Consider the following 19,910-nt stretch of genomic DNA (forward strand, 5'->3'; position numbering starts at 1 on the left):
GCTCCCAAATCCATAGCGACCGGCTGCACTTGGCCGGCCGGCGGCCGGCTTGCCTACAATCGGGGCACAGTGAGGAGTTTCCCCGAATGAGCATCAAGAGCGACAAATGGATACGCCGCATGTCCGAGCAGCACGGCATGATCGAGCCTTTCGAACCCGGCCAGATCCGGCAACGTGACGGCCAGAAGATCATCAGCTACGGCACCAGCAGCTACGGCTACGACATCCGCTGCGCGCCCGAGTTCAAGGTCTTCACCAACATCCACAGCACGGTGGTCGATCCCAAGAACTTCGATGAAAAAAGTTTTGTCGACTTCCACGGCGACAGCTGCATCATTCCGCCCAACAGCTTCGCGCTGGCGCGCACCGTCGAATACTTCCGCATCCCGCGCAATGTGCTGACCATCTGCCTGGGCAAAAGCACTTATGCGCGCTGCGGCATCATCGTCAACGTCACGCCCTTCGAGCCCGAATGGGAAGGTTATGTGACGCTGGAGTTCTCCAACACCACACCGTTGCCCGCCAAGATCTACGCAGGCGAAGGCTGCGCCCAGGTGCTGTTCTTTGAGAGCGACAAGGACGACGTCTGCGAGGTCTCGTACAAGGACCGCGGCGGCAAGTACCAGGGGCAGGTTGGGGTGACGCTGCCCAAGGCTTAAAAAGGGCCGAGGGGCGCTTGCCCTCGCGGGCGGCCCTTATTTGACCAGCAGCACCGGGACATCACTTTCCGCGACCACGCGCTGGGCCACGCTGCCGATCAGCGCGCGGCTCAGCAAACCCTGGCCGTGCGTGCCCATGACGATGAGGTGGGCCTTCTCGCGTTTGGCGGCGCGCAGGATTTCGGTGGTGGGCGTGCCGACCACGGCGATGGTCCTGAAGGACAGCTTGTGGCGCTTGAGGAAGCGTTCTATGGGCGCCAGCACCTTTTGCGACTCTTCGGCATGGTAGGCCTTGACGTTGGCCGATCCCAGCATGCTTTTGACGCGGCCCGGCACGGGCGCCTGCACATTGACCACGACCACCTCGCCTTCGGCGCCGGCCAGGTCTTCATGGTTGACCAGGAAGGCCAGGGCTTTTTTGGTGTACTTGCTGCCGTCGGCAGCGAACAGGATCTTCATGGTGTTACCTCCGGTGTGGACGGGCCAGCCTAACACCCGCACCGCCATTCGGGTGTAGGTGGGCACCTGCTTGCGTCTGGCTGCCCCGGCAAACCCCCTGATGCCCTTGCGCTGCGGCGCCCGCCGCTTCTGTTCCTGTGTCTTTATCGGCCCAAAGACGCAAGGGTCATAAAAATACGCACATGGCCTCTTTAGTGTAGAAACATCGTGTTACATTCGCGGCCACGAGGGATAGCCGATAAGCACGAAAAAAGGGAGGCAAAAATGTCTGTTTACCCATCAGGGACACCTATCAAGGCGCGGCCTTGCCAGCGACCCGCGCCCTCAGGTCGCGATGTTCCGGTAGCCCGGGCGTGATGCGCCTGACAGCCGGCTGGGTGCTGGGGCTCAGCTTTGTACTGGGCGGTTGCGCCTCGATTACCAGTGGTACCAGCCAACGCATTGCGGTGACGGCGGTGTGTGAGGGCGACATCGTGCCCGCCGCGTCCTGCACGCTGAGCAACGACAAGGGAAGCTGGCAGCTCACCACACCCGATTCCACGCTGATCCGGAAATCCTACGGCGAGCTTGCCGTCGCCTGCAGCAAGGGCCAGTCGAAAGGCGTTGCGAAGTTCGTTTCCAAGAACAACAACGGTGCCTGGGGCAATATCCTCGCGGGCGGCCTGATCGGCTACGCGGTCGATTCAGGCAACGGAGCAGGTTTCAATTACCCCGAAGAAGTGGCGGTCGTGCTTGGCAGCCCCTGTCCGCCGCCGTCAGTTTCAACAGCACCAGTTTCAACAACGCCAACGAAGGAGTGAGGATATGAGGTTTCTGAAATTATTGGGCGCGGCTATCGGCGCCGCCGTGGTTCTGCAGCTCACCGGCTGCGCCAGTTCAGCCACGCCGCAGGCCATGACGGTGAAGCCGGGCAGCGTCGCGACGGTCAACCCCAAGCTCAAGGGCTCGGTCAAGCTGGGCGAAGTGACGGGCGGCAAGGCCACCAACCCGATGTGGACCTCGCAGGTGGACGGCGCCAGTTTCAAGAAGGCCTTGGAAGACAGCCTGGCCATCAGCGGTTACCTCGCCACCGATCCGGCGCAGGCCAAGTACGCCGTATCGGCAAACCTGGCGGAACTGGACCAGCCCCTCATGGGATTCACCCTGGACGTGAAGTCCAATATCACCTACAAGCTGACGGGCCAGGGTGTGGCGCGCGACTATCCCGTCAAGGCCACCGGCAGCGCCACTGTGTCGGACGCCTTTGTGGCCGTGGAGCGGCTGCGCCTGTCCAACGAACGCTCCATTCTTGAGAACATCAAGGAATTCCTCAACCAGCTGGCGAAATTCAGCGAGTGAGAATGAAAGGCCTGTTGGGCGCCGCGAGCTTGTAGCGCCGGCGACCCGAGGGCCGTTCAGGCCAGCGCCGTGCGCGCCGCGGCCAAATCCCAGCCCGCCCAGCCGCAGCTTTTGAAGAGCACCGGCCCGGCGGGTTTTTTCATGTCCTGGCGTATCACCTCGCCCAGGCTGGCGAAGCGGGCCACGTCCAGGCCCGCCTGCAGCAGGTCGCCGGCTTCATGCACGGCGTCGGGGGTGTCGACCAGCACGCTGCCCTGAGCCGCGACGTACTGGCACAGGGCGGCGCTGAGCTCCACCATGGACGGCGCGTAGGCGCCCACGGCGCTGATAAAACCGTCGTCGCGCGGCAGGGCGCTGAGCACCACGCCGCCGGCCGGCGTGCAGGTGGCGGCCAGCGGGCAGTCGGCCAGGGCGACGTCGGCGTCGGGCACGACGCGGCCGTTCAGGCCCAGCGACTGGGCGTGCTGCGCCAGGGCCTGGGCGCTGGCATGGCTGCGCGAGGTAATGCGGAAGTCGCGCACGCCCAGGCCCTGGGCAAAGGCTTCGAGGTGCGCCACGCCCTGCACGCCGGCGCCGACGATCAGCATGGGACCCCGGGTATTGGGCGCCAGCCGCTGCGCGGCCAGCAGCGAGACGGCGGCGGTGCGCCTGGCGGTGACGGTGGGGCCGTCCAGCATCAGCCGGCGCCGGCCGGTGGCCACGTCAAATACCACCACGTCACCCTGGATGGCGGGCAGGCCGCTGCCGGCGTTGGCGGGGGTCAGTGTGATGAGCTTGGCGATCGCGGTGCGGGCGTCCAGCGCCGGCATCACGAACAGACTGCCGCCGCCCGGCAGGGCCTGCACCACCCGCTGCGGCACCTGGACCGACTCGTCCTTGAGCAGGCGTATGAGTTCGGTGACCAGCAGCGGGTAGGGTAGCCGCGCGGCGGTCTGTCCGGCGTCCAGCGAGGTGGGATACGGGTGGAGCGTCATGCCTGCGATGGTAAGCGGGATGGCCCGCGAAGTGGTGGATGGGCCGCCGCACCGGTGAGTTTCACGAGAGGTTTTTATCCTACAGCGGGACGGGCAAGGCGCCGAATGGACTATTGCAAGCCCGCCCTAGCATGGTGTAACCAACGGGGAGGTTGCCATGTTTTCTGTGCATTTGAGGAAATTCGATGAACTGCCATACAAGACGCTGCTGATGGTCGCGGCGGGCCTGGTGATCCTGTGCCAGCTGGCCGCCCTGGCCTTTGTGGCGGATTCGCAGGTAACAAAGGCCAAGGTGCGCGACGAGCAGCGGCGCGCCGAGCTGGTGGTGATCGCGCATTGCATGGAAACCAGCGCGGGTCCCGCCCGCCATAACTGCATCCAGCAAGCCCGCGTCATCCCCGGCGCATCGCCGCCGCCCGCCGTCGACGGCGCGCCCAAGGTGCCGGCTTTTGCCGAAGCCTCGGCTTCCGCGGGCAGCGTGATGCCGGCCCACCCGGCGCGCTCGCCTCAGGGTTTGATGGCCGCGTCGTTTTCCATTCGTTAAGGTCCGTTGACAAGCCCTGCTTGTCAGGCCCGCGTAGGGCCTGCGCGGTTAGCATGGGTGATGCCACCGTCACGTCCTCTTTCTCGCCTCTATCAGCCGCGCAACCCGCTGTTCTGGCTGATGCTCACGCTCAACGGCCTGTCGCCGCTGCTGGCCTGGGTGGTGCACAACCACCCCTTGACCGCCTGGGCCACGCTGCTGCTCACCGGTTTTGCGCTGGGCAACGCCATCCTCGGCACTTTTTTGCTGTGGCGCTTGCTGCGCGACGAACCCGCCGCGCCCGCGCCGGATTCCGGCACGCGGGACGACACCCTGGCTAGCTGACGGCCCCCGCACCTTTGGCGATGTCGCGCGGCGTGGCCAGCGCGGTCGCCACGGCCAGCCGCAGCCCGCGCACGATTTCCTCCAGCGGCATGCTGGGCGCGCCCTGTTCGGGCAGGTAGGGCACATGGATAAAACCGCCGCGCGTGCGCTTGAAGCCGCGTTTGGTAGCCAGCGCGTGCATGAGCGCATAAAACACGTGGTTGCAGACAAAGGTGCCCGCCGTCTGCGAGACCTCGGCCGCCACACCCGCCGCTTGCAGCGCCTGCAGCATGGCCTTGACGGGCAGGCTGCTGAAATAGGCCGCCGGCCCGCCGGCCACCACCGGTGTGTCCACGGGCTGCGCGCCCAGGTTGTCGGGGATGCGTGCGTCGTTGACGTTGATGGCAATGCGTTCCAGCGAGATCGCGCCGCGCCCGCCGGCCTGGCCCACGCAGGCCACCAGCGCCGGCTTGTGCAGCTGGAGCAGCCGCGTGAGTTCAACCATCGATGCCTGGAACACGGTGGGCAGCTGCGCCGCCACCACCAGGTGGCCGCCTATGCGCTTGCCGTGCAGCGCCTTCACCGCCAGCCAGCTGGGGTTCAGGGGCTGGCTGCTGTGGCCGGTGTCGCCAAAGGGGTCAAAGCCGGTCAGCAGCACGCGGGGAAGGGACGCGGTGGAGATAGAGGAAGTGGAGGAAGAAGGCATGCCGCCATTGTGGGGGAGGGCGGCTTTTTGGCTACCATGGCCTGATGAACAACACACCCTCGCACCCGGGCATTGCCGCGCTGGTCGCCGACCTGGCACGCGCCCGCCTTGAAGCCCGGCCGCTGCCCTGGCCTGCCGACGTGCCGGCCGATGTGCCGCTGGCCTATGCCACCGCGCTGGCCGTGCGCGCCGCGCGAAGCGCCCAGGGCGATGCTCCCGTGGGTTACAAGATCGGCTTTACCAACCGCACCATCTGGCCGCGTTATGGGGTCTACGGGCCGATCTGGGGCACGGTGTGGCACAGCAGCCTGGTGCAAATCGACGCCGCCGCGCCCAATGAGGGTGTGCTCTCGCTCAAAGGCCTGTGCGAGCCGCGCATAGAGCCCGAGGTGGTGTTCGGCCTGCGCGAGGCACCGCCGCTCGATTGCACAGCCGCGCAGCTGGTGGCGGCGATAGCCTGGGTGGCGCATGGCTATGAAATCGTGCACACGCATTTCCCGGGCTGGAAGTTCAGCGCCGCGCAGGCCGTGGCCGACGGCGGCCTGCACGGCCGGCTGCTGGTGGGCCATACGGTGGCTTTGCCCGCCGCGACGGAGCCCGAGGCGCTGATGGAAGCGCTGGCCGGCCTGCGGCTCAAGCTCTATGCCGACGGTGTGCTCAAGGACCAGGGCCTGGGCGCCAATGTGCTGGACGGCCCGGTGCAGGCCTTGCTGCATTTTGTGCGCGAGCTGCGCGCCACGCCGGACGCGCCGGCCTTGCGGGCGGGCGATGTCATCACCACCGGCACGCTGACCGACGCCTGGCCGGTGCAGGCCGGGCAGCGCTGGCATACCGATGTAGAGGCGGCCGGGCCGCTGGCCGGCGCGCTCAAGGGGCTGGCGGTTCGGTTTGAATAAGCGAACAACTATTTTTTGATCACGGCGCCGGTTTCGCTGTCGAACTTCACCACGCGCACCTGGCCGTTCTGGCCCGGGAAGTCGTCAAACACCGCGCGCACCAGGTAGGGCACGACCAGCGGCAGGTCGCCGCTGCCGCCCTCGTAAATGGCGCGCGATTCAAACACTGTGCGCGGCGGCTTGCCGGGCGGCGTGCCCTTGGTGTCGAGCAGGCGCAGGCGCAGGCTGTTGGTGTAAACCGTCACATTGACCGGCCGGTCGCCCACATAGCGCGGCCCGAAGGGGTCGGGCACCCAGCCGCCGCCGTAAAGGCGTCCCGCGGCATCGCGGTAGGGCGGCAGGAACACCATGTTGTCCTGGTAGACCGGCTGCAGCCAGGTTTTTTCCTCGCTGCGGCTGCTGGCCGCCACGTCGACCTGCAGGCGGCCGGCCTGGCCTTCGGGCGCGCGCTTGAGGCCGCGTTTTTCGAGTTCGGCCTGCACATAGCCTTCATAGGTGGCCTGCTCCAGCTGCCGCGTGGTGTCCATGGGCGTGATGTAGCTGAAGGTGCTGCCCGCCGCGTCGGCGGGCCACTGGTTGAAACTGGTCACGCGGGTGGTGATGGGGCTGGCGCAGGCCGTGAGCAGCATGGCCAGCAGCAGCGCCAGGGCCAGGCGCGGCGAGAACAACGAGACGGTGCCGGCGCTGCGCTGCGGGCCGGGGCCTGTGGGCGAGGAAAGGGCAGAAGTGTTCATGGGAAATGGATACACCGGGCTTCAATTTTGTTCCGCGGCGGGGGCGCCGCTCAAGTAAAGTCGGCGCATGCGCTGACACGCGCCCGGGGCATTGCGGCGGTGCGTGCCCTGCGGACGCCAACAAGTATTGCACGGTAAGTGCATTGGACAAGGGGAAGATCATGAAATGGGAAGGCAATCGCGAATCCGACAACGTCGAAGACCGCCGCGATGACGGCGGCGGGGGCGGCGGCTTCGGTTTTGGCGGCCGCAGCATAGGCATAGGCACCATCGTGGTGGCCCTGGTCGGCGGCTGGATCTTCGGCATCAACCCGCTGACCATCCTGGGCCTGCTCAGCGGTGGCGGGCCGCCGGCCCAGGTGCAGCAGCAGGGGCCGGCCCACAAGCCGCCGGCCGACGACCGCATGGCGAAGTTCGTCTCCACCGTGCTGGCCGACACCGAGGACGTCTGGACCGACGTATTTGCCAAGGGCGGCGCCACTTACAAAAAACCCCGGCTGGTGCTGTTCCGCGGCGCCACGCCCACGGCCTGTGGCCAGGGCCAGGCGGCCATGGGGCCGTTTTATTGCCCGGGCGACCAGAAGGTCTACATCGACCTCGGTTTTTACGAAACCCTGCGCAACCGCCTGGGCGCGCCCGGCGACTTCGCCCAGGCCTATGTGATCGCCCACGAGGTGGGCCACCATGTGCAGAACCTGCTGGGCATCAGCGCCAAGATGGACCAGATGCGCGGCCGCGTCAGCAAGACCGAATACAACGCGCTGAGCGTGCGGTTGGAACTGCAGGCCGACTGTTTTGCCGGGGTCTGGGCGCACAACGCGCAGAACGCCCGCCAGATCCTGGAGCAGGGCGACGTTGAGGAAGCCATGAATGCGGCCGCGAAAATCGGCGATGACGCCCTGCAACGCGCCGGCGGCGGCGCGGTGGTGCCCGAAAGCTTCACCCACGGCACCAGCGCCCAGCGCCAGCGCTGGTTCGACACCGGCTTTAAAACCGGCAGCGTCAAGGCCTGCGACACCTTTAGCGCCCGGAATTTATAGCCTGTCTGGCCATACTCATTGACTGGCGGGGATGGCGGGCTATAAGATTGATAGCAATATGGGGCCGGAGGCAGCCCGGGCGCCGGACCTGCGGCAGGCCCTGAAACCGCGAATCCCCAGCAAAACCAGCCAATCGGCCCAAAGTGCGACAATACGGGGCTGAGGAAGCCCTGCACAAGCCCTGCCGCGCGGTCGAGATCGCGCGGACCCGGGCGGTCTGCGGTGTTACCTTTCCCGCCAACGGCTGTGCTGTTGGCCGCACGCGCGCCCAGGCAACCCCATCCCCCGATACGCGCGCTACCACCGACAGAGATACCCGCAAGCGTTAAGCAGAGCTTTCTTATGACATCCTCTTTTTCGAATCTTTCGCTGGCCGAACCGCTGGCCCGCGCCGTCGCCGAAATGGGCTACGAGACCATGACCCCCATCCAGGAGCAGGCCATTCCGGTCGTGCTGCAGGGCAAGGACGTCATGGGCGCCGCGCAGACCGGCACCGGCAAGACCGCCGCTTTTTCGCTGCCGCTGCTGCAGCGCATGATGAAGCACGAAAACCCCTCGACCTCGCCCGCGCGCCACCCGGTGCGCGCGCTGGTGCTGCTGCCCACGCGCGAACTCGCGGTGCAGGTGGCCCAGCAGGTCGAGCTCTACGCCAAGTACACCAACCTGCGCAGCACCGTGGTGTTCGGCGGCATGGACATGAAGCCGCAGACGGCCGAGCTCAAAAAAGGCGTGGAAGTGCTGGTGGCCACCCCGGGCCGGCTGCTGGACCACATCGAGGCCAAGAACGCGGTGCTCAACCAGGTTGAATACGTGGTGCTGGACGAAGCCGACCGCATGCTGGATATCGGTTTCCTGCCCGACCTGCAGCGCATCCTGAGCTACCTGCCCAAGCAGCGCATCACCTTGCTGTTCTCGGCCACCTTCTCGCCCGAAATCAAGCGCCTGGCCTCCAGCTACCTGCAGGACCCGGTCACCATCGAAGTGGCCCGCTCCAACGCCACGGCCTCCACCGTCGAGCAGCACTTCTACAGCGTGGGCGCCGACGACAAGCGCCGCGCGCTGCACCAGATCCTCAAAGAACGCGGCATGAAGCAGGCCTTTGTGTTCGTCAACAGCAAGCTGGGCTGCGCGCGCCTGGCCCGCTCGCTGGAGCGCGAGGGCCTGAAGACCGCCGCGCTGCACGGCGACAAGAGCCAGGACGAGCGCCTCAAGGCCCTGGAAGCCTTCAAGAAGGGCGAAGTCGACCTGCTGGTCTGCACCGACGTGGCCGCCCGCGGCCTGGACATCAAGGACGTGCCGGCGGTGTTCAACTTCGACGTGCCTTTCAACGCCGAGGACTATGTGCACCGCATTGGCCGCACCGGCCGCGCCGGCGCCTCGGGCCTGGCCGTGAGTTTTGTGGCCAGCAGCGACAACCGCCTGGTGGCCGACATCGAGAAGCTGATCAAGACCAAGATCGAGCTGGAACCCCTCGAGTTCGAGGAAGACCGCCCGCGCATCAAGGAGCAGGGCCGCATCAACGACGGCCGCCGCATGTACCGCGAAGGCGAGGACGGCACCAGCCCGCGCGAGGCACGCCAGCCGCGCGAGCGCCGCGAATACACGCCGCACCGCCAGCCGGCCGCGCCGCGCGACCCCTTCTTCGACCAGCCCTATGAGCCGACGGTCGCGCCCGACGCCCAGCCCGCCTGGGAAGCCGCCGCCAAGGCCGCCCCCGCGCGCAGCGGCGTGTCGGCCAACATCAAGCCCAAGAAAAAAGTCGCGGCGCTGTTCAAGACCCAGTCCACGGTCTGAACCGCGGCCTGAAAGCCGCCCCGCCGTCGGTCCAAGCCTACGGCGGCTAGAGGGGCTGTCCGGTGCGGGCCGCGCGGCCCGCCTTTTACGCTGTCCCCATGATGGCGAATTCCGACCCCGACCTGAAGCCCCCTCCGCCGGCGGCTTTCGGGTTTGCCGCGCTCTCCCCCCAGGTCCTGAAAATCTTCCGCCCCTTGTGGCGCGCCGTCGACCACTGGATTGACGCCGGCGGCATGCGCATGAGCGCGGCCATGTCTTTTTACGGCATCCTGAGCCTGGCGCCGCTGCTGGTCCTGCTGGTCGCCGTGCTGGGCTGGTGGCTGGACCGCGCCTATCTCGAAACCAGCCTGGTCGACCAGATCCGCAGCGTCGTCGGCGCGCAGGGCGCCCAGGTGGTGCAGCAGGCGCTGTCCAGCGCCCAGGCGCCTTCCGAGGGCATCACGGCTTCGCTGTTTGCCTTTGCGCTGCTCCTGTCGGGGGCGACGGGCGTGTTCGCGGAATTGCAGGATGCGTTTGAGCGCCTGTGGCGGCAAGGCAGCGGCGAAGTGCCGCAGCAGAAGTGGTGGCACGGCGCTTCCGTGCGCCTGCGCGGGGTGGCCTACATCCTGGCTTTCGGTTTTCTGCTGCTGGTCTCGCTGGTGATCTCGACCTTTTTAAGCCTGCTGTCGGGCTGGGCGGGCAGCTACCTGCCGGTCGAAAAACTCGCCTGGGTGCTCAACGAACTCGTGTCTTTCGGTTTTTGCGTCGCACTGTTTGTGGCCCTCATGAAAATGAGTGTCGGCCCCAAACCCGCTTTACGCTATCTGGTGATGGGGTCAGCCGCGGGGGCCATCCTCTTTGCGGTCGGCAAGCACCTGATGGCCTTTTACCTCTCCACCGCCGCCGTGGTGTCGGCTTATGGCGCGGCCGGCTCGCTGGTGGTGATCCTGATGTGGATCTACTTTTCATCGGCCGTGCTCTTGCTGGCCGCCAGCATGGCGCGCGCCTGGGCCGACGAGGCCGGCCGGCGCCGGCCCGCCTCAGCCTGATTTGCCGGCCTTGCCGGGTTTTTGCGCCTGTTCGCAGGGTACTGCGATCAGCTCAAACGTTCCGGCCTGCGCCCCCAGTCTGGCCGCCGTGAGGCAGCCGCCCCAGACGCAGCCGGTGTCCAGCGGCAGGGTGTTGTTGCGCAGGCGCGGCGCGGCGCCGTCCTTGGCCAGGGTGGACCAATGGCCGAAGGCCAGCGGCGTGCCGGCGGTCTTGCGCCCGGGCACCTCAAACCACGGCAGGTAGCCGGCGGGCGCGCCATCGGCGCCTTCGGTGCTGTCGAACTCCATCACACCTTCGGGCGTGCAAAAGCGCAGGCGCGTGAGCGCGTTCACCACCACGCGCAGCCGGTCGGCGCCCTGCAGGCTGTCGCTCCAGCGCTCCGGCGTGTTGCCGTACATGGCGCCGAAAAAATCCTTGAGCTCGCCGCCGCGCAGCACCTGCTCCACTTCGGCCGCCAGCGCCAGGGTTTGCGCCACCGTCCACTGCGGCAACACGCCGGCGTGCACCATCAGCCAGCCGTGGCGCTGCAGCGCCATGGGGCGGTGCCGCAGCCAGTCCAGCAGCGTGCCGGCGTCGCCGGCTTGCAGGATTTCCTGCATGGTGTCGTGGCGGCCCGGCTTGCGCGCGCCCTGCCACAGCGCGAGCAAATGCAGGTCGTGGTTGCCCAGCAGGCACTGCGCGGCGTCGCCCAGGGCGGCCAGGCGGCGCAGCACCTTGAGCGACTCGGGGCCGCGGTTGACCAGGTCGCCGAGGATATAGAGGGTGTCGCGGCTGGGCGAAAAATCCAGCTTCTCCAGCAACCGCCCCAGGGGCGCGTCGCAACCTTGCAGGTCGCCGATACAGTACATTGACATGTGTTTATTTTGCGCCAGGCCTCATGGACTTTTTGCTGATTGCTTTTTTGACGCTGCTCAACGGCGTATTTGCCATGTCGGAAATGGCCCTCGCCTCCAGCCGCAAGGCCAGGCTCACGGCCATGGGGGAGTCCGGTGACAAGGGGGCGCAGTCCGCGCTGGGCCTGCTGGACAACCCCACGCAGTTTCTCTCCTCGGTGCAGGTGGGCATCACCTCCATCGGCATGCTCAACGGCATCATCGGCGAGGCGGCTTTCAGTGACGGCCTGGCCGCCTGGATACAGACTTTCGGCGCGCCGCAGCGCGCCTCCCAGATCACCGCCACCGCGCTGGTGGTGACCGTCATCACCTTCATCACCATCGTCTTTGGCGAGCTGGTGCCCAAGCGTATAGGCCAGCTGTACCCGGAAACCGTCGCGCGCCTGGTGTCGCGGCCCATGATGTGGGTGGCGACAGGCTTCAAGCCCTTTGTCCGGCTGCTGTCCATCAGCACGCTGGCGGTGCTCAAGCTGCTGCGCATCGACAACACAGCCGGCCGCGCCGTGACCGAGGAAGAAATCGCCGCCAGCCTGGAAGAGGGCGTGGACGCCGGCCTGATCGAGGAGCACGAGCACCAGATGGTGCAGAACGTGTTCCTGCTCGACGACCGGCTGCTGACCTCGCTGATGCTGCCGCGCTCCGACATCGAGTGGCTGGACGCCTCCGACACGGTGGCCCAGGCCATCGCCAAGGCCGGCGCCACCGGCCATTCCTGGTACCCGGTGTGCCGCGGCAGCCTGGACGACGTGGTGGGCGTGGTCAACGTCGCCAAGCTGCTCGCGCTGCGCGGCCAGATCCAGCCCGCCGCCTCCGGCCAGGAACAAGGCCCGGGCGCCGTGCCCTCGGTGGCCGACCGCATAGGCGCGTACGCGGTGCCGGCCGTTTTTGTGCCGGAAACCCTGACCGGCATGGAACTGCTGGAGCAGTTCCGCGCGCGTTCCACCCGCATGGTGTTTGTGGTCGACGAATACGGCGTGGTGCAGGGCCTGATGACGCCCATGGACATGCTGGAGGCCATCACCGGCGAGCTGCAGCCCGGCGCCCAGGTTGACGCCTGGGCCACCGAACGCGAGGACGGCAGCTGGCTGATCGACGGCGTCATGCCCGTGGCCGAACTCAAGGCCAGGCTGGACATCAAGGAACTGCCGGACGAAGGCAAGGGCCGTTACAACACGGTCGCCGGCCTGCTGCAAAGCGTCTCGGGCCGGCTGCTTAAAACCGCCGAGATCGTCGAATGCGCGGGCTGGCGCTTTGAAGTGCTGGACCTGGACGGCAAGCGCATCGACAAGGTGCTGGCCAGCTTGTTGCCGGAAGCCGACTCGCCTGAGTTGTAATCCTTTGTTCTGGATGCTGTTGCGGCTTCGCTGCTTTTAGGCGCTGTTGCGTGACATAAGTCACTACTTGCCGCAGGCTGGCGTGAGGTGAGACGCCGCAACAACACCCAAGTACGTAAATGGTTGTAACTTCAAGGGTGCTGTGTTTAAACTGAAAAAAAGTTAAGGCGCACATGTTTGATGTTTTTGTGTTGGCACTGACGGCCACGGCGGTGTCGGGAATGGCGACGGGAGCGGCTTGCCACCACGGCTGGCTGGCGCGTGCTGCCCGCAAAAAAAGGCGTATTCCCGCGCAATGGCACCTCCAGCCCAGGCCTTTATTGCTCGATGCCGAGCAGGAAGTCTGGCACTGGCTGCAGCGCGCATTTTTCGACCACCACGTGGTGGTCAAGGTCCCGGTCATCCGTTTTGTCTCGCCGCGCAACGAGGCCGAAGGCCAGCGCTCCTTCGAGCTGCTCAAAAACGTCTATTGCAGCTTCACGGTCTGCGCCGCCGACGGCACCGTCATCGGTTGCCTGGACGTGCCCGGCCCGCATGGCCTGAGGGCCAGCAGCCGCGACCTCAAGCGAAAACTGTTCGCCGAATGCGGCATCGCCTATGCCGTGGTGCGCGCCGGCAACCTTCCCACGCTGGAAGACGTGCGCGCCGCCTTCCTCGGTGAAATCGATTTGTCGGACGATGAAGCGCCGTCCTCGCCGGCCGTGCTCGGCGAGCCGCCCATGGCCTGGCCGCTGGAGGCCGAGGCCGACGCCCTGGCCACCGTGCCCGACACCATGCGCGCGGCCGACGGCGGCGCCCTGGTCGCCGACGCGCCGCCCGTGGAACAGATGCAGCAGTTGAACCCCGCGGCAAACCAGGTGGACATGGCCGCCATGGCCGCGGCCCGCAGCAGCCTGCGCGCCAAGCTGGAGCGCAACCGCAAGATACGTTTTACCAACTTCGACCCGCTGAGCACCGGCTCCGGCATTGTTCACGACAATGCCGATCACCAGTTCGCCGTGGCCTGGGAAGACTCCTTCATCACGCCCGAGGACGCCCCGCCGCCCGCCGGCGCCTGAACCACCCGGGTGGGCCCGGCGCTCCCGCTCAGTTCGCCTTGGCGGTGTCAATGAGCGTTTTCATCTCCGCCGGCATGGCCGTGAACAGCGGCTTGCCGCCGGGCTTGGCCGGCTTTAAAAACCACTGCTCGTACCAGCCCTGGGCGGCGCCGCTGCGCATGGACTCCTTGATGGAGGCATTGACCAGCGCGCCCATGGCGGCATCGCCCTTGCGGTAGCCGATGGCGATGGTCTCCACCGACAGGCGTTCCGGCAGTATGGTGTAGTTGCCCGCGTCGGGCAGGCTCGCAAGCTGCGCTGCCAGCATCACGCCGTCGCGCGCATAACCGGCCGCCCAGCCCAGCTGCAGCTGCCCCAGCGCGGCGTCGGGGTTCACGGCCTTGGCGTGTTGCCAGCTCAGCGCGTGCGATTGCGCGAAGCGGTCCAGCGCCGGCACGACGGTGCTGCCGTCTATGCCGACGATGCTTTTGCCCTTGAGCTGCTCCAGCGTGCTGATCATGTCCTTGTTGCGCACGGCGACCTGGATGGCATCCACAAAAATCGGCGTGGAGAAATCCATGCGCGCGCGGCGCTCGGGCGTGTCGGTCACGTTTTCGCAGAGCAGGTCCACGCTGCCCTCGGCCAGCAGGCGCACGCGCACGTCCACTTCGGTCGCGATGTAGCGCACCGGCAGGTTTTTGTTGCCGGCGGCCTGGCGCAGGCTTTCAATCATGGGCTTGCAGAAATCGATGCTGTAGCCCGTCGGCTTTTCCGGCGTCTGGTGAAACGAGAAAGGCGCGGCAAGTGCGCGGTAGCCCACATTGATCTGGCCGCGGCTCTTGATCTTTTCCAGCGTGGCCTGGGCGGATGCCCCTTGCGGGAGGGCGACGGCCAGCAGGGCCACGGCGGCGGGCAACAGCGCTTGAAATGGTGTCTTCATCAGAACCTCCCGTTGTTCGGTCCCATTCTTAGGCAAAGGCCCTGAATACGCAACGCCGCCAGGGCAGGGCTTCCCCGGGTACGACCAAGGTACTCATTGTTAGTAGCCGCCGCTGCGTGATGGCGTCAAAAAGCCCCTGGTTCACACGAACAGGGGCTTTTTAAGCTGCGGCGAAGATAGACCGGGTTCCCGGTTTTGCCGGGCGCGGTATCCGGGGTTTAGCGCACGATGCAATCCACTGCGGGCCTGGCACCTGTCGACGAGCCGGTGGGCGAGGTCGGCTGGTTGAACGCCGGCGGCAGCGTGAATGGGAGCCCCGGGTTTTTCGGCACCATGGCAGGCACCTGCATAGGCGAGGCGGTGTAGCCAAACTGGCCGGCCGCGAAATTCGTGGTGCCGGCCGGGTTGGTGACCTTGATCAAACCGTCCAGCACGGCCACATACAGCCCCGGCGCGCGCGCGCCGGTGGGCGAGGGTATGGCCGGAGTGTTCTGCGCCAGGGCCGCGGTGGAGGCCAGCGCGGCCAGCAAGGCCAGCGAGATCGACGTGAATTTTTTCATGGGGTTTCCTGCGATGTGGGTTGTCGAAGAAGTTGCTCGGGCGGCCTTATAGCTACCTGAGCGAAACCTCCATGCTGGCGCTGCCCTGCAGATTGCCCGCAGGCGTGGTGATCACGGTGGCGTCCTGGCTGCGTTTGCCCAATGCGCCGGCCGTGCTGCTGAAGCCGCCTTGTGCCAGTTCCAGCTCCACCTTGTCGAGTTCGGGTTTGCCCGCGTCGTAGCGGTAGCGCGTCAGCACCAGCAGGGACTCGGGCTGCAGCACCATGGCCGCGCCGTCCACAAACTCCAGGCGGCCGAAGGTGTTGCGCCCGGTGCTGATGGTGTCGCCCTGGCGCAGCGGCGAGTTTTCGGCCAGCACCCGGCTGCGGCCCTCGGCGCTTTTGGCCACCATCAGGCCCGAGACCTTGGTGACGGTGCCCACCACCTGGGCCTGCGCCAGCGGGGCCAGTACCAGCAGGGCCAGTGCCAATGCGGGGAGCAGGCGGGTGAAAAAAGTTGGCTGCTTCATGTCATGCGCCTTTAATTGCAATACATTTTTTTGGCCGGCTCGTTTTTGGCGACGGTCGTTTTGACTTCCGCCGACTTGTCGTCCTTTTTGTCGGGAGCCAGCTTGTCCTTGTCCTCTTGTGTTGCCGTGCTGCCGGCCGCGGGGATGGAGACCGGCATGGAGGCGACCTGCTCGGGGGTGGATTCGCTTGGCGGCGGGGTAAAAAACAGCGCTGCGCCGGTAGCGAGCGGTCTGATGCTGGAGTCCAAGGCCGTGGTGACGGCTGTGGTGGCGGGCTGGATTGCGACCGCGACGGGGATGGCGGCCGACAGCACCTGGCAGAGCACTGAATTCGGCGCGATCGAGCAGATGTTCGCGGACGAAGCGGTTGTCGTGATGCGGGCAACGGTAGTGCCTGTGCCGGGGTAGCTAAGGGCCAGGCTCGCCGTGCCGGAGCTGGAGGTGATGTTGGGTGCATCGACCGTACTGAAACTGCCGCTGCCCGAACCCGTTGCCGTCAGAAAGTTGTAGGTCGAATCGGCAGGCGGCACAAAGCCGTTGAGCCCGCGGACGTTGAGCCTGCCGTTCAGGCTGGCGGTGTTGCTGATGGCGAGCCTGTCAAAGCTGTCGGTGCCCGCCAGTCTGATGTTGAGCACCCCGGTGCTGCCCTGCGTGTACTTGCCCTGGACGAACAGCGTGCCGGCGGACCCTGCCGTGCCCGGTGACACGGTGCCGTTGTTCAGCAGCGTCCCGGTGCCGCCCAGCGCCAGGGTGCCGGTACCGGCCAGCGTGCCGCCGGCCTGCACATTGACGCCCGCGGCGTTGATGGCCGAGCCGCCCGCCAATGTCGTCGTGCCGCCCGCGATATTGAGCGTGCCGTTGCCACTGCCCCCGCTTTGCGACACGGTGAGCGCGCCGCCGTTCAGCGCCAGGTCGGCATTGAGCTGCACCGCGTGGTTGTCGGCCGGGTAGTTGTTCAGGTAGTTGCTGTTCAGGTTCAGGGCCAGCTTGTTCGACGTGCTGGTGATGGGCGCGTTGATGATGATGTTGTTGTTGGCGTTCAGCGTCAAAGCCGCATCGCCCCCGGCGCTCTTGGTGATGGCGGCCGACACCGTGATGTCGCCGTGCACCATGTCCATGGCGGGGTTGCCCGTGCCCGTGGTGATGCTCACGTTCGTGCCGGCATCAAGCTGGGCAACAATCGTCGCCGCGTTGATACGGGCACCGGTCTCATTGGACACAATCGCATTGGTGCCCATGACGCCGGCATCCGGCCCGGCCGCCACGATCTCGATGCTGAACGGGTCGATATGCCATTCGCCGCCCTGGCCGACCGTCGGCACATTCACCACGTCGAGTGAACGGTGGCCCGAGGTATCGGCATAACCGCCGCGGCCAGCACTGCCCGTGGCCGACACCTGGCCGTCTATCGATGCCGCGTTCTCGGCGATCAGCACCACATTGCCGCCCGTCGTGCCGTTGGCGCTGATGCTGGACGTGGCCGAGGTCCTGACGTCGCCCGAGGCGCGCAAGAAAATCCGGCCCCCCTCGCGCACCGCGCTGGAGGCACTGATCGTGCCGCTGTTGCTCACCAGGCCCGCGGCCAGGCCTATGCGCCCGGCTTCGGCCGTGATCTGGCCTATGTTCCTGGCTTCGCCCGGCGTGCCGGTGATGGCGACGGAAACGCCGGGTGTCGCGGTGTCCACCAGCTGCACGGTTTGCCCCGCCGCCAGCAGCACCTCGCCCTGGGGCGCATTCAGGCTGCCGGTATTGGCCACATTGGCGCCCACCAGGTAGATGCTGCCGCCGCTGGCCGCGTTGATGGTGCCGGCATTGCGCACATCGCCCGGCGTGCCCGTGCCCTTGAAGTTCATGCGGCCGGCCAGGAAATCGCTGTCGCTGACGTTGAGGGAACTGGCGATAAACCGCGCCACGTCAATCCGCGCGCCTGGGCCCACCATGATGCCGGCCTGGTTGATCAGCCACAGGGCGCCGTCGGCCCGGATGCCGCCAAGAATCTGGGACGGGTCGCCGCCGTTGACCCTGGCCAGCAGGGCCGCCGAGCTGTTCAGCTGGCGCAGGTCGACCAGCGCGGCCGAGCCCACATTGAAGCTCGAAAAATTGGCGATGGCCTGCTGGCTGGTCTGGTTAATGGTCAGCGTGTTGCCGCTCTGCGCGAAGCTCGCGCTGCCGGACGTGACGTTCCAGCCCGTGGGCAGGGCGCCGGCCGGCAAGCCCTGGGCAAAAGCCTGCGTGGCACATGCCACCCACAGGGCGCTGGCCAGCAGCGAGAGGCGAAGGGGGCCGGAATGCAAGTGCGTGGACATGGGCATGGTGGTCTACCTTGTGTTCTTCTTCAGAACGCCAGCGAGGCGTTCAGGTGGGCATTCCAGTCGCCCCGTTTTTCCGTGAGGGAGCTGCCCGCGTTGTTCACGCGCGCCAGGTCCACATTCAGGCTGAAATCGCGGCTCATCACATAACGCAGGCCCGCGCCCATGCTGGACACCGTGACGCTACCGGGCAGGCCGCTGCTGCCCACCTTGTTGTTGCTGCCATGGCCCGCGTCAATAAAAAACACGCCGCGCAGCTGGCCGGGCAAGCCGACACGGCCGGAGAGCTCCGGCGTATAGAGCTCGGCATTGGCCACGATGCCGCTGTCGGCCGTCACCGCCCGCTCCTGGAAGCCGCGCACCGTCGTGGAGCCGGCCAGGCCGAACTGCTCGCCCGCGAGCAGCGGCGTGTCGGTGTACTGGGCGCTGCCGGCCAGGCGCAGCTGCCAGCCGCTGGCCAAAGACTTGAACAGCGAGGCACTGGCGCGCGCGGCCATGAAATCGTCACGCGTGCTGCGGTTGCCCGGCGTCAGGTAAGAGTAGCGGTCCGTGCGGCCGTCGATATTCGTGTAGCGATCGCCGCTGGGAATATTGCGCGACAGGCCGACGCTGTAGCCCGACACCTGTTCGGCACCCTCGGTCTGGCTGCTGTAAGTGATGCTCAGCGGCGTGGTCTTGTAAGGCACACAGGAGGCAATCGGCGGTGTAGGCGGCGCGATGCTGACCGTGACGCCGCCGACTTCGCAGCGCGAGTCGATGAATTTGTGGTCCAGCCCCAGCACCAGCTTGGCCGTGCTTTCGCCGCTGCGGCCCAAAAAATGGTTCCAGCGCAGGCCGTACACATCGCCCTTGCCCGTAAAGCCCAGCAGGCCGCCCAGCACGGGCGAGCTGGCCGGCGAATTGACGCTCGATCTGCCGTAAATAAAGTCGACGCTGTCGCCATACGCATACAGCGGGACGCGGTAGCCCACCGAATAGACATTCAGGTTCACGCCCGAAGGGCTGTCGGGCGAGGTGGTGTAGGCCAGCGTGCCCACATGGTCGCGGTTAAACAGGTTGGCATGCTGCACGGCCACGCCGGTGCGCCAGCGGCCGCTGGACGGCGAGCCCGTGTTGTCCAGCGTGGTGATGATGCGCAGCGGCTTGTGGTCGTCGACCAGCACCTTGGCGTCTATGGTGCCCGGCTTGTCGCCCTCGGCCAAGGTGACGCCGACCTGCTTGGCCGGGCTTTCATTGGCCAGCTGTATCGATTCGGAAATCGCGCCCAGGCTGGGCGAGCGGCCCACCTGCAGCCGCACCAGGCTGGCGCGGATATTCGCCTCGTCGAAATGCTGGTTGCCGGTCACGGTGATCGAGGAAATCACGGTTTCCCGCACCAGCAGCTTCACCGCGCCGCCGGCCAGTTCCTGCTCGGGCACCGACACCAGCACCGTGCTGTAGCCGGCCTGGCGATAAGCCTGCTGCAAGGCCTCGACCGCAAGCTGGATATCGGCAAAGCCGCGCTGCGGGCCGGCGAGAGGGCCCACCAGGCGATCCACTTCCGCCGCGGGCAGCAGGGTGTTGCCCTCGACCTGAAAACGCGTGATCTCAAAACGCTCATCGGCCGCCAGGGCCGCTGCAGCGGCAGTCAGCGCCAGCGCGCCGCTCAGGCCGCAACGGGCCAGGTAAGTGATCAATCGGCTTCGACTCATTTGTTCTCATCCACGGGGACCGGTGGGCTGAACAAATGGCTTGGAAAATGGAGCTCTCAAAGGGCTCTGTTCAGGGCGTCGCTCATCGTAACAGGACGTAAGTAAAAGGCGTGTTTTTGCCTGTGCGTTTTACAAATGAGGCTCTTCCGTGTTGTGACCTCG

21 protein-coding genes are annotated in these 19,910 nt (G+C 66.3%); 11 read left to right on the forward strand and 10 right to left on the reverse strand.

What is annotated here, in order from left to right; translation table 11 throughout:
* The first annotated feature begins 86 nt into the window (after positions 1 to 86).
* Positions 87 to 659: a dCTP deaminase gene (gene dcd, locus AC1DUN_RS04450; RefSeq protein ID WP_477663929.1), complete on the forward strand. Its 573-nt coding sequence runs from the start codon at positions 87 to 89 to the stop codon at positions 657 to 659.
* A 36-nt stretch (positions 660 to 695) separates the two neighbouring features.
* Here dcd and AC1DUN_RS04455 read toward each other — a convergent pair whose 3' ends face one another.
* The gene (locus AC1DUN_RS04455) at positions 696 to 1,118 is read right to left on the reverse strand and encodes a universal stress protein (RefSeq protein ID WP_477712886.1); all 423 of its coding nucleotides are present in this window, start codon (positions 1,116 to 1,118) and stop codon (positions 696 to 698) included.
* A 353-nt stretch (positions 1,119 to 1,471) separates the two neighbouring features.
* Between AC1DUN_RS04455 and AC1DUN_RS04460 the strand changes: the two genes are divergently transcribed.
* Both AC1DUN_RS04460 and AC1DUN_RS04465 read left to right on the forward strand, forming a co-directional pair.
* The gene (locus AC1DUN_RS04460) at positions 1,472 to 1,918 is read left to right on the forward strand and encodes a hypothetical protein (protein WP_477712887.1); all 447 of its coding nucleotides are present in this window, start codon (positions 1,472 to 1,474) and stop codon (positions 1,916 to 1,918) included.
* 4 nt (positions 1,919 to 1,922) lie between these two features.
* Positions 1,923 to 2,456 carry a YajG family lipoprotein gene (locus AC1DUN_RS04465; RefSeq protein WP_477712888.1) on the forward strand — a complete coding sequence of 178 codons (534 nt, stop codon included), beginning with the start codon at positions 1,923 to 1,925 and terminating at the stop codon, positions 2,454 to 2,456.
* A 56-nt stretch (positions 2,457 to 2,512) separates the two neighbouring features.
* Here AC1DUN_RS04465 and AC1DUN_RS04470 read toward each other — a convergent pair whose 3' ends face one another.
* Entirely contained in the window at positions 2,513 to 3,430 is a 918-nt protein-coding gene (locus AC1DUN_RS04470; RefSeq protein ID WP_477712889.1) for a delta(1)-pyrroline-2-carboxylate reductase family protein, read from the reverse strand.
* 157 nt (positions 3,431 to 3,587) lie between these two features.
* Between AC1DUN_RS04470 and AC1DUN_RS04475 the strand changes: the two genes are divergently transcribed.
* Positions 3,588 to 3,974, forward strand: coding sequence for a hypothetical protein (locus tag AC1DUN_RS04475; RefSeq protein ID WP_477712890.1), 387 nt, complete (start codon positions 3,588 to 3,590; stop codon positions 3,972 to 3,974).
* A 60-nt stretch (positions 3,975 to 4,034) separates the two neighbouring features.
* Entirely contained in the window at positions 4,035 to 4,298 is a 264-nt protein-coding gene (locus AC1DUN_RS04480) for a hypothetical protein (RefSeq protein ID WP_477712891.1), read from the forward strand.
* On the opposite strand, the gene pcp is transcribed toward AC1DUN_RS04480, so the two are convergent.
* A complete protein-coding gene (gene pcp, locus AC1DUN_RS04485) occupies positions 4,291 to 4,983 on the reverse strand; it encodes a pyroglutamyl-peptidase I (protein ID WP_477712892.1) in 693 nt (230 codons plus the stop codon). The genes AC1DUN_RS04480 and pcp overlap by 8 nt on opposite strands.
* Before the next feature lie 44 nt (positions 4,984 to 5,027).
* Here pcp and AC1DUN_RS04490 point away from each other — a divergent pair, with 44 nt between their 5' ends.
* Positions 5,028 to 5,879 carry a 2-keto-4-pentenoate hydratase gene (locus tag AC1DUN_RS04490; protein ID WP_477712893.1) on the forward strand — a complete coding sequence of 284 codons (852 nt, stop codon included), beginning with the start codon at positions 5,028 to 5,030 and terminating at the stop codon, positions 5,877 to 5,879.
* A gap of 8 nt (positions 5,880 to 5,887) precedes the next feature.
* On the opposite strand, the gene AC1DUN_RS04495 is transcribed toward AC1DUN_RS04490, so the two are convergent.
* Positions 5,888 to 6,613, reverse strand: coding sequence for a DUF4136 domain-containing protein (locus AC1DUN_RS04495; RefSeq protein ID WP_477712894.1), 726 nt, complete (start codon positions 6,611 to 6,613; stop codon positions 5,888 to 5,890).
* A 161-nt stretch (positions 6,614 to 6,774) separates the two neighbouring features.
* Between AC1DUN_RS04495 and ypfJ the strand changes: the two genes are divergently transcribed.
* From ypfJ to AC1DUN_RS04510, 3 genes are all read left to right on the forward strand, one after another.
* Positions 6,775 to 7,653 carry a KPN_02809 family neutral zinc metallopeptidase gene (gene ypfJ / locus AC1DUN_RS04500; protein ID WP_477712895.1) on the forward strand — a complete coding sequence of 293 codons (879 nt, stop codon included), beginning with the start codon at positions 6,775 to 6,777 and terminating at the stop codon, positions 7,651 to 7,653.
* A 342-nt stretch (positions 7,654 to 7,995) separates the two neighbouring features.
* Positions 7,996 to 9,447: a DEAD/DEAH box helicase gene (locus AC1DUN_RS04505; protein WP_477712896.1), complete on the forward strand. Its 1,452-nt coding sequence runs from the start codon at positions 7,996 to 7,998 to the stop codon at positions 9,445 to 9,447.
* 98 nt (positions 9,448 to 9,545) lie between these two features.
* The gene (locus tag AC1DUN_RS04510) at positions 9,546 to 10,475 is read left to right on the forward strand and encodes a YihY/virulence factor BrkB family protein (protein ID WP_477712897.1); all 930 of its coding nucleotides are present in this window, start codon (positions 9,546 to 9,548) and stop codon (positions 10,473 to 10,475) included.
* On the opposite strand, the gene AC1DUN_RS04515 is transcribed toward AC1DUN_RS04510, so the two are convergent.
* Positions 10,467 to 11,330 carry a symmetrical bis(5'-nucleosyl)-tetraphosphatase gene (locus tag AC1DUN_RS04515; RefSeq protein ID WP_477712898.1) on the reverse strand — a complete coding sequence of 288 codons (864 nt, stop codon included), beginning with the start codon at positions 11,328 to 11,330 and terminating at the stop codon, positions 10,467 to 10,469. The genes AC1DUN_RS04510 and AC1DUN_RS04515 overlap by 9 nt on opposite strands.
* A 23-nt stretch (positions 11,331 to 11,353) precedes the next feature.
* On the opposite strand from AC1DUN_RS04515, the gene AC1DUN_RS04520 reads away from it, so the two are divergent.
* A complete protein-coding gene (locus AC1DUN_RS04520; protein WP_477712899.1) occupies positions 11,354 to 12,703 on the forward strand; it encodes a hemolysin family protein in 1,350 nt (449 codons plus the stop codon).
* A gap of 173 nt (positions 12,704 to 12,876) precedes the next feature.
* Positions 12,877 to 13,761, forward strand: coding sequence for a DUF2726 domain-containing protein (locus tag AC1DUN_RS04525; RefSeq protein ID WP_477712900.1), 885 nt, complete (start codon positions 12,877 to 12,879; stop codon positions 13,759 to 13,761).
* A gap of 28 nt (positions 13,762 to 13,789) precedes the next feature.
* Here the strand turns inward: AC1DUN_RS04525 and AC1DUN_RS04530 are convergent, their stop codons facing one another.
* From AC1DUN_RS04530 to AC1DUN_RS04550, 5 genes are all read right to left on the reverse strand, one after another.
* Positions 13,790 to 14,680, reverse strand: a complete 891-nt coding sequence (locus AC1DUN_RS04530) for an amino acid ABC transporter substrate-binding protein (RefSeq protein ID WP_477712901.1) — start codon at positions 14,678 to 14,680, stop codon at positions 13,790 to 13,792.
* Between the two features lie 218 nt (positions 14,681 to 14,898).
* Positions 14,899 to 15,240 carry a hypothetical protein gene (locus AC1DUN_RS04535; protein ID WP_477663945.1) on the reverse strand — a complete coding sequence of 114 codons (342 nt, stop codon included), beginning with the start codon at positions 15,238 to 15,240 and terminating at the stop codon, positions 14,899 to 14,901.
* Between the two features lie 52 nt (positions 15,241 to 15,292).
* A complete protein-coding gene (locus AC1DUN_RS04540) occupies positions 15,293 to 15,748 on the reverse strand; it encodes a FecR family protein (protein WP_477712902.1) in 456 nt (151 codons plus the stop codon).
* Between the two features lie 11 nt (positions 15,749 to 15,759).
* Entirely contained in the window at positions 15,760 to 18,060 is a 2,301-nt protein-coding gene (locus AC1DUN_RS04545; protein ID WP_477712903.1) for a two-partner secretion domain-containing protein, read from the reverse strand.
* 23 nt (positions 18,061 to 18,083) lie between these two features.
* Positions 18,084 to 19,748 carry a ShlB/FhaC/HecB family hemolysin secretion/activation protein gene (locus AC1DUN_RS04550; protein ID WP_477712904.1) on the reverse strand — a complete coding sequence of 555 codons (1,665 nt, stop codon included), beginning with the start codon at positions 19,746 to 19,748 and terminating at the stop codon, positions 18,084 to 18,086.
* Between the last annotated feature and the right edge of the window lie 162 nt (positions 19,749 to 19,910).

This window comes from Polaromonas sp. P4_F6 (assembly GCF_056401275.1).

Excerpts from the sequence above, each read along its gene's own strand:
- dcd (WP_477663929.1), top strand. The coding sequence starts at position 87 with ATGAGCATCAAGAGCGACAAATGGATACGCCGCATGTCCGAGCAGCAC.
- AC1DUN_RS04455 (WP_477712886.1), bottom strand. The coding sequence starts at position 1,118 with ATGAAGATCCTGTTCGCTGCCGACGGCAGCAAGTACACCAAAAAAGCC.
- AC1DUN_RS04465 (WP_477712888.1), top strand. The coding sequence starts at position 1,923 with ATGAGGTTTCTGAAATTATTGGGCGCGGCTATCGGCGCCGCCGTGGTT.
- AC1DUN_RS04470 (WP_477712889.1), bottom strand. The coding sequence starts at position 3,430 with ATGACGCTCCACCCGTATCCCACCTCGCTGGACGCCGGACAGACCGCC.
- AC1DUN_RS04475 (WP_477712890.1), top strand. The coding sequence starts at position 3,588 with ATGTTTTCTGTGCATTTGAGGAAATTCGATGAACTGCCATACAAGACG.
- AC1DUN_RS04480 (WP_477712891.1), top strand. The coding sequence starts at position 4,035 with ATGCCACCGTCACGTCCTCTTTCTCGCCTCTATCAGCCGCGCAACCCG.
- pcp (WP_477712892.1), bottom strand. The coding sequence starts at position 4,983 with ATGCCTTCTTCCTCCACTTCCTCTATCTCCACCGCGTCCCTTCCCCGC.
- AC1DUN_RS04490 (WP_477712893.1), top strand. The coding sequence starts at position 5,028 with ATGAACAACACACCCTCGCACCCGGGCATTGCCGCGCTGGTCGCCGAC.
- AC1DUN_RS04495 (WP_477712894.1), bottom strand. The coding sequence starts at position 6,613 with ATGAACACTTCTGCCCTTTCCTCGCCCACAGGCCCCGGCCCGCAGCGC.
- ypfJ (WP_477712895.1), top strand. The coding sequence starts at position 6,775 with ATGAAATGGGAAGGCAATCGCGAATCCGACAACGTCGAAGACCGCCGC.
- AC1DUN_RS04505 (WP_477712896.1), top strand. The coding sequence starts at position 7,996 with ATGACATCCTCTTTTTCGAATCTTTCGCTGGCCGAACCGCTGGCCCGC.
- AC1DUN_RS04510 (WP_477712897.1), top strand. The coding sequence starts at position 9,546 with ATGATGGCGAATTCCGACCCCGACCTGAAGCCCCCTCCGCCGGCGGCT.
- AC1DUN_RS04515 (WP_477712898.1), bottom strand. The coding sequence starts at position 11,330 with ATGTCAATGTACTGTATCGGCGACCTGCAAGGTTGCGACGCGCCCCTG.
- AC1DUN_RS04520 (WP_477712899.1), top strand. The coding sequence starts at position 11,354 with ATGGACTTTTTGCTGATTGCTTTTTTGACGCTGCTCAACGGCGTATTT.
- AC1DUN_RS04525 (WP_477712900.1), top strand. The coding sequence starts at position 12,877 with ATGTTTGATGTTTTTGTGTTGGCACTGACGGCCACGGCGGTGTCGGGA.
- AC1DUN_RS04530 (WP_477712901.1), bottom strand. The coding sequence starts at position 14,680 with ATGAAGACACCATTTCAAGCGCTGTTGCCCGCCGCCGTGGCCCTGCTG.
- AC1DUN_RS04535 (WP_477663945.1), bottom strand. The coding sequence starts at position 15,240 with ATGAAAAAATTCACGTCGATCTCGCTGGCCTTGCTGGCCGCGCTGGCC.
- AC1DUN_RS04540 (WP_477712902.1), bottom strand. The coding sequence starts at position 15,748 with ATGAAGCAGCCAACTTTTTTCACCCGCCTGCTCCCCGCATTGGCACTG.
- AC1DUN_RS04545 (WP_477712903.1), bottom strand. The coding sequence starts at position 18,060 with ATGCCCATGTCCACGCACTTGCATTCCGGCCCCCTTCGCCTCTCGCTG.
- AC1DUN_RS04550 (WP_477712904.1), bottom strand. The coding sequence starts at position 19,748 with ATGAGTCGAAGCCGATTGATCACTTACCTGGCCCGTTGCGGCCTGAGC.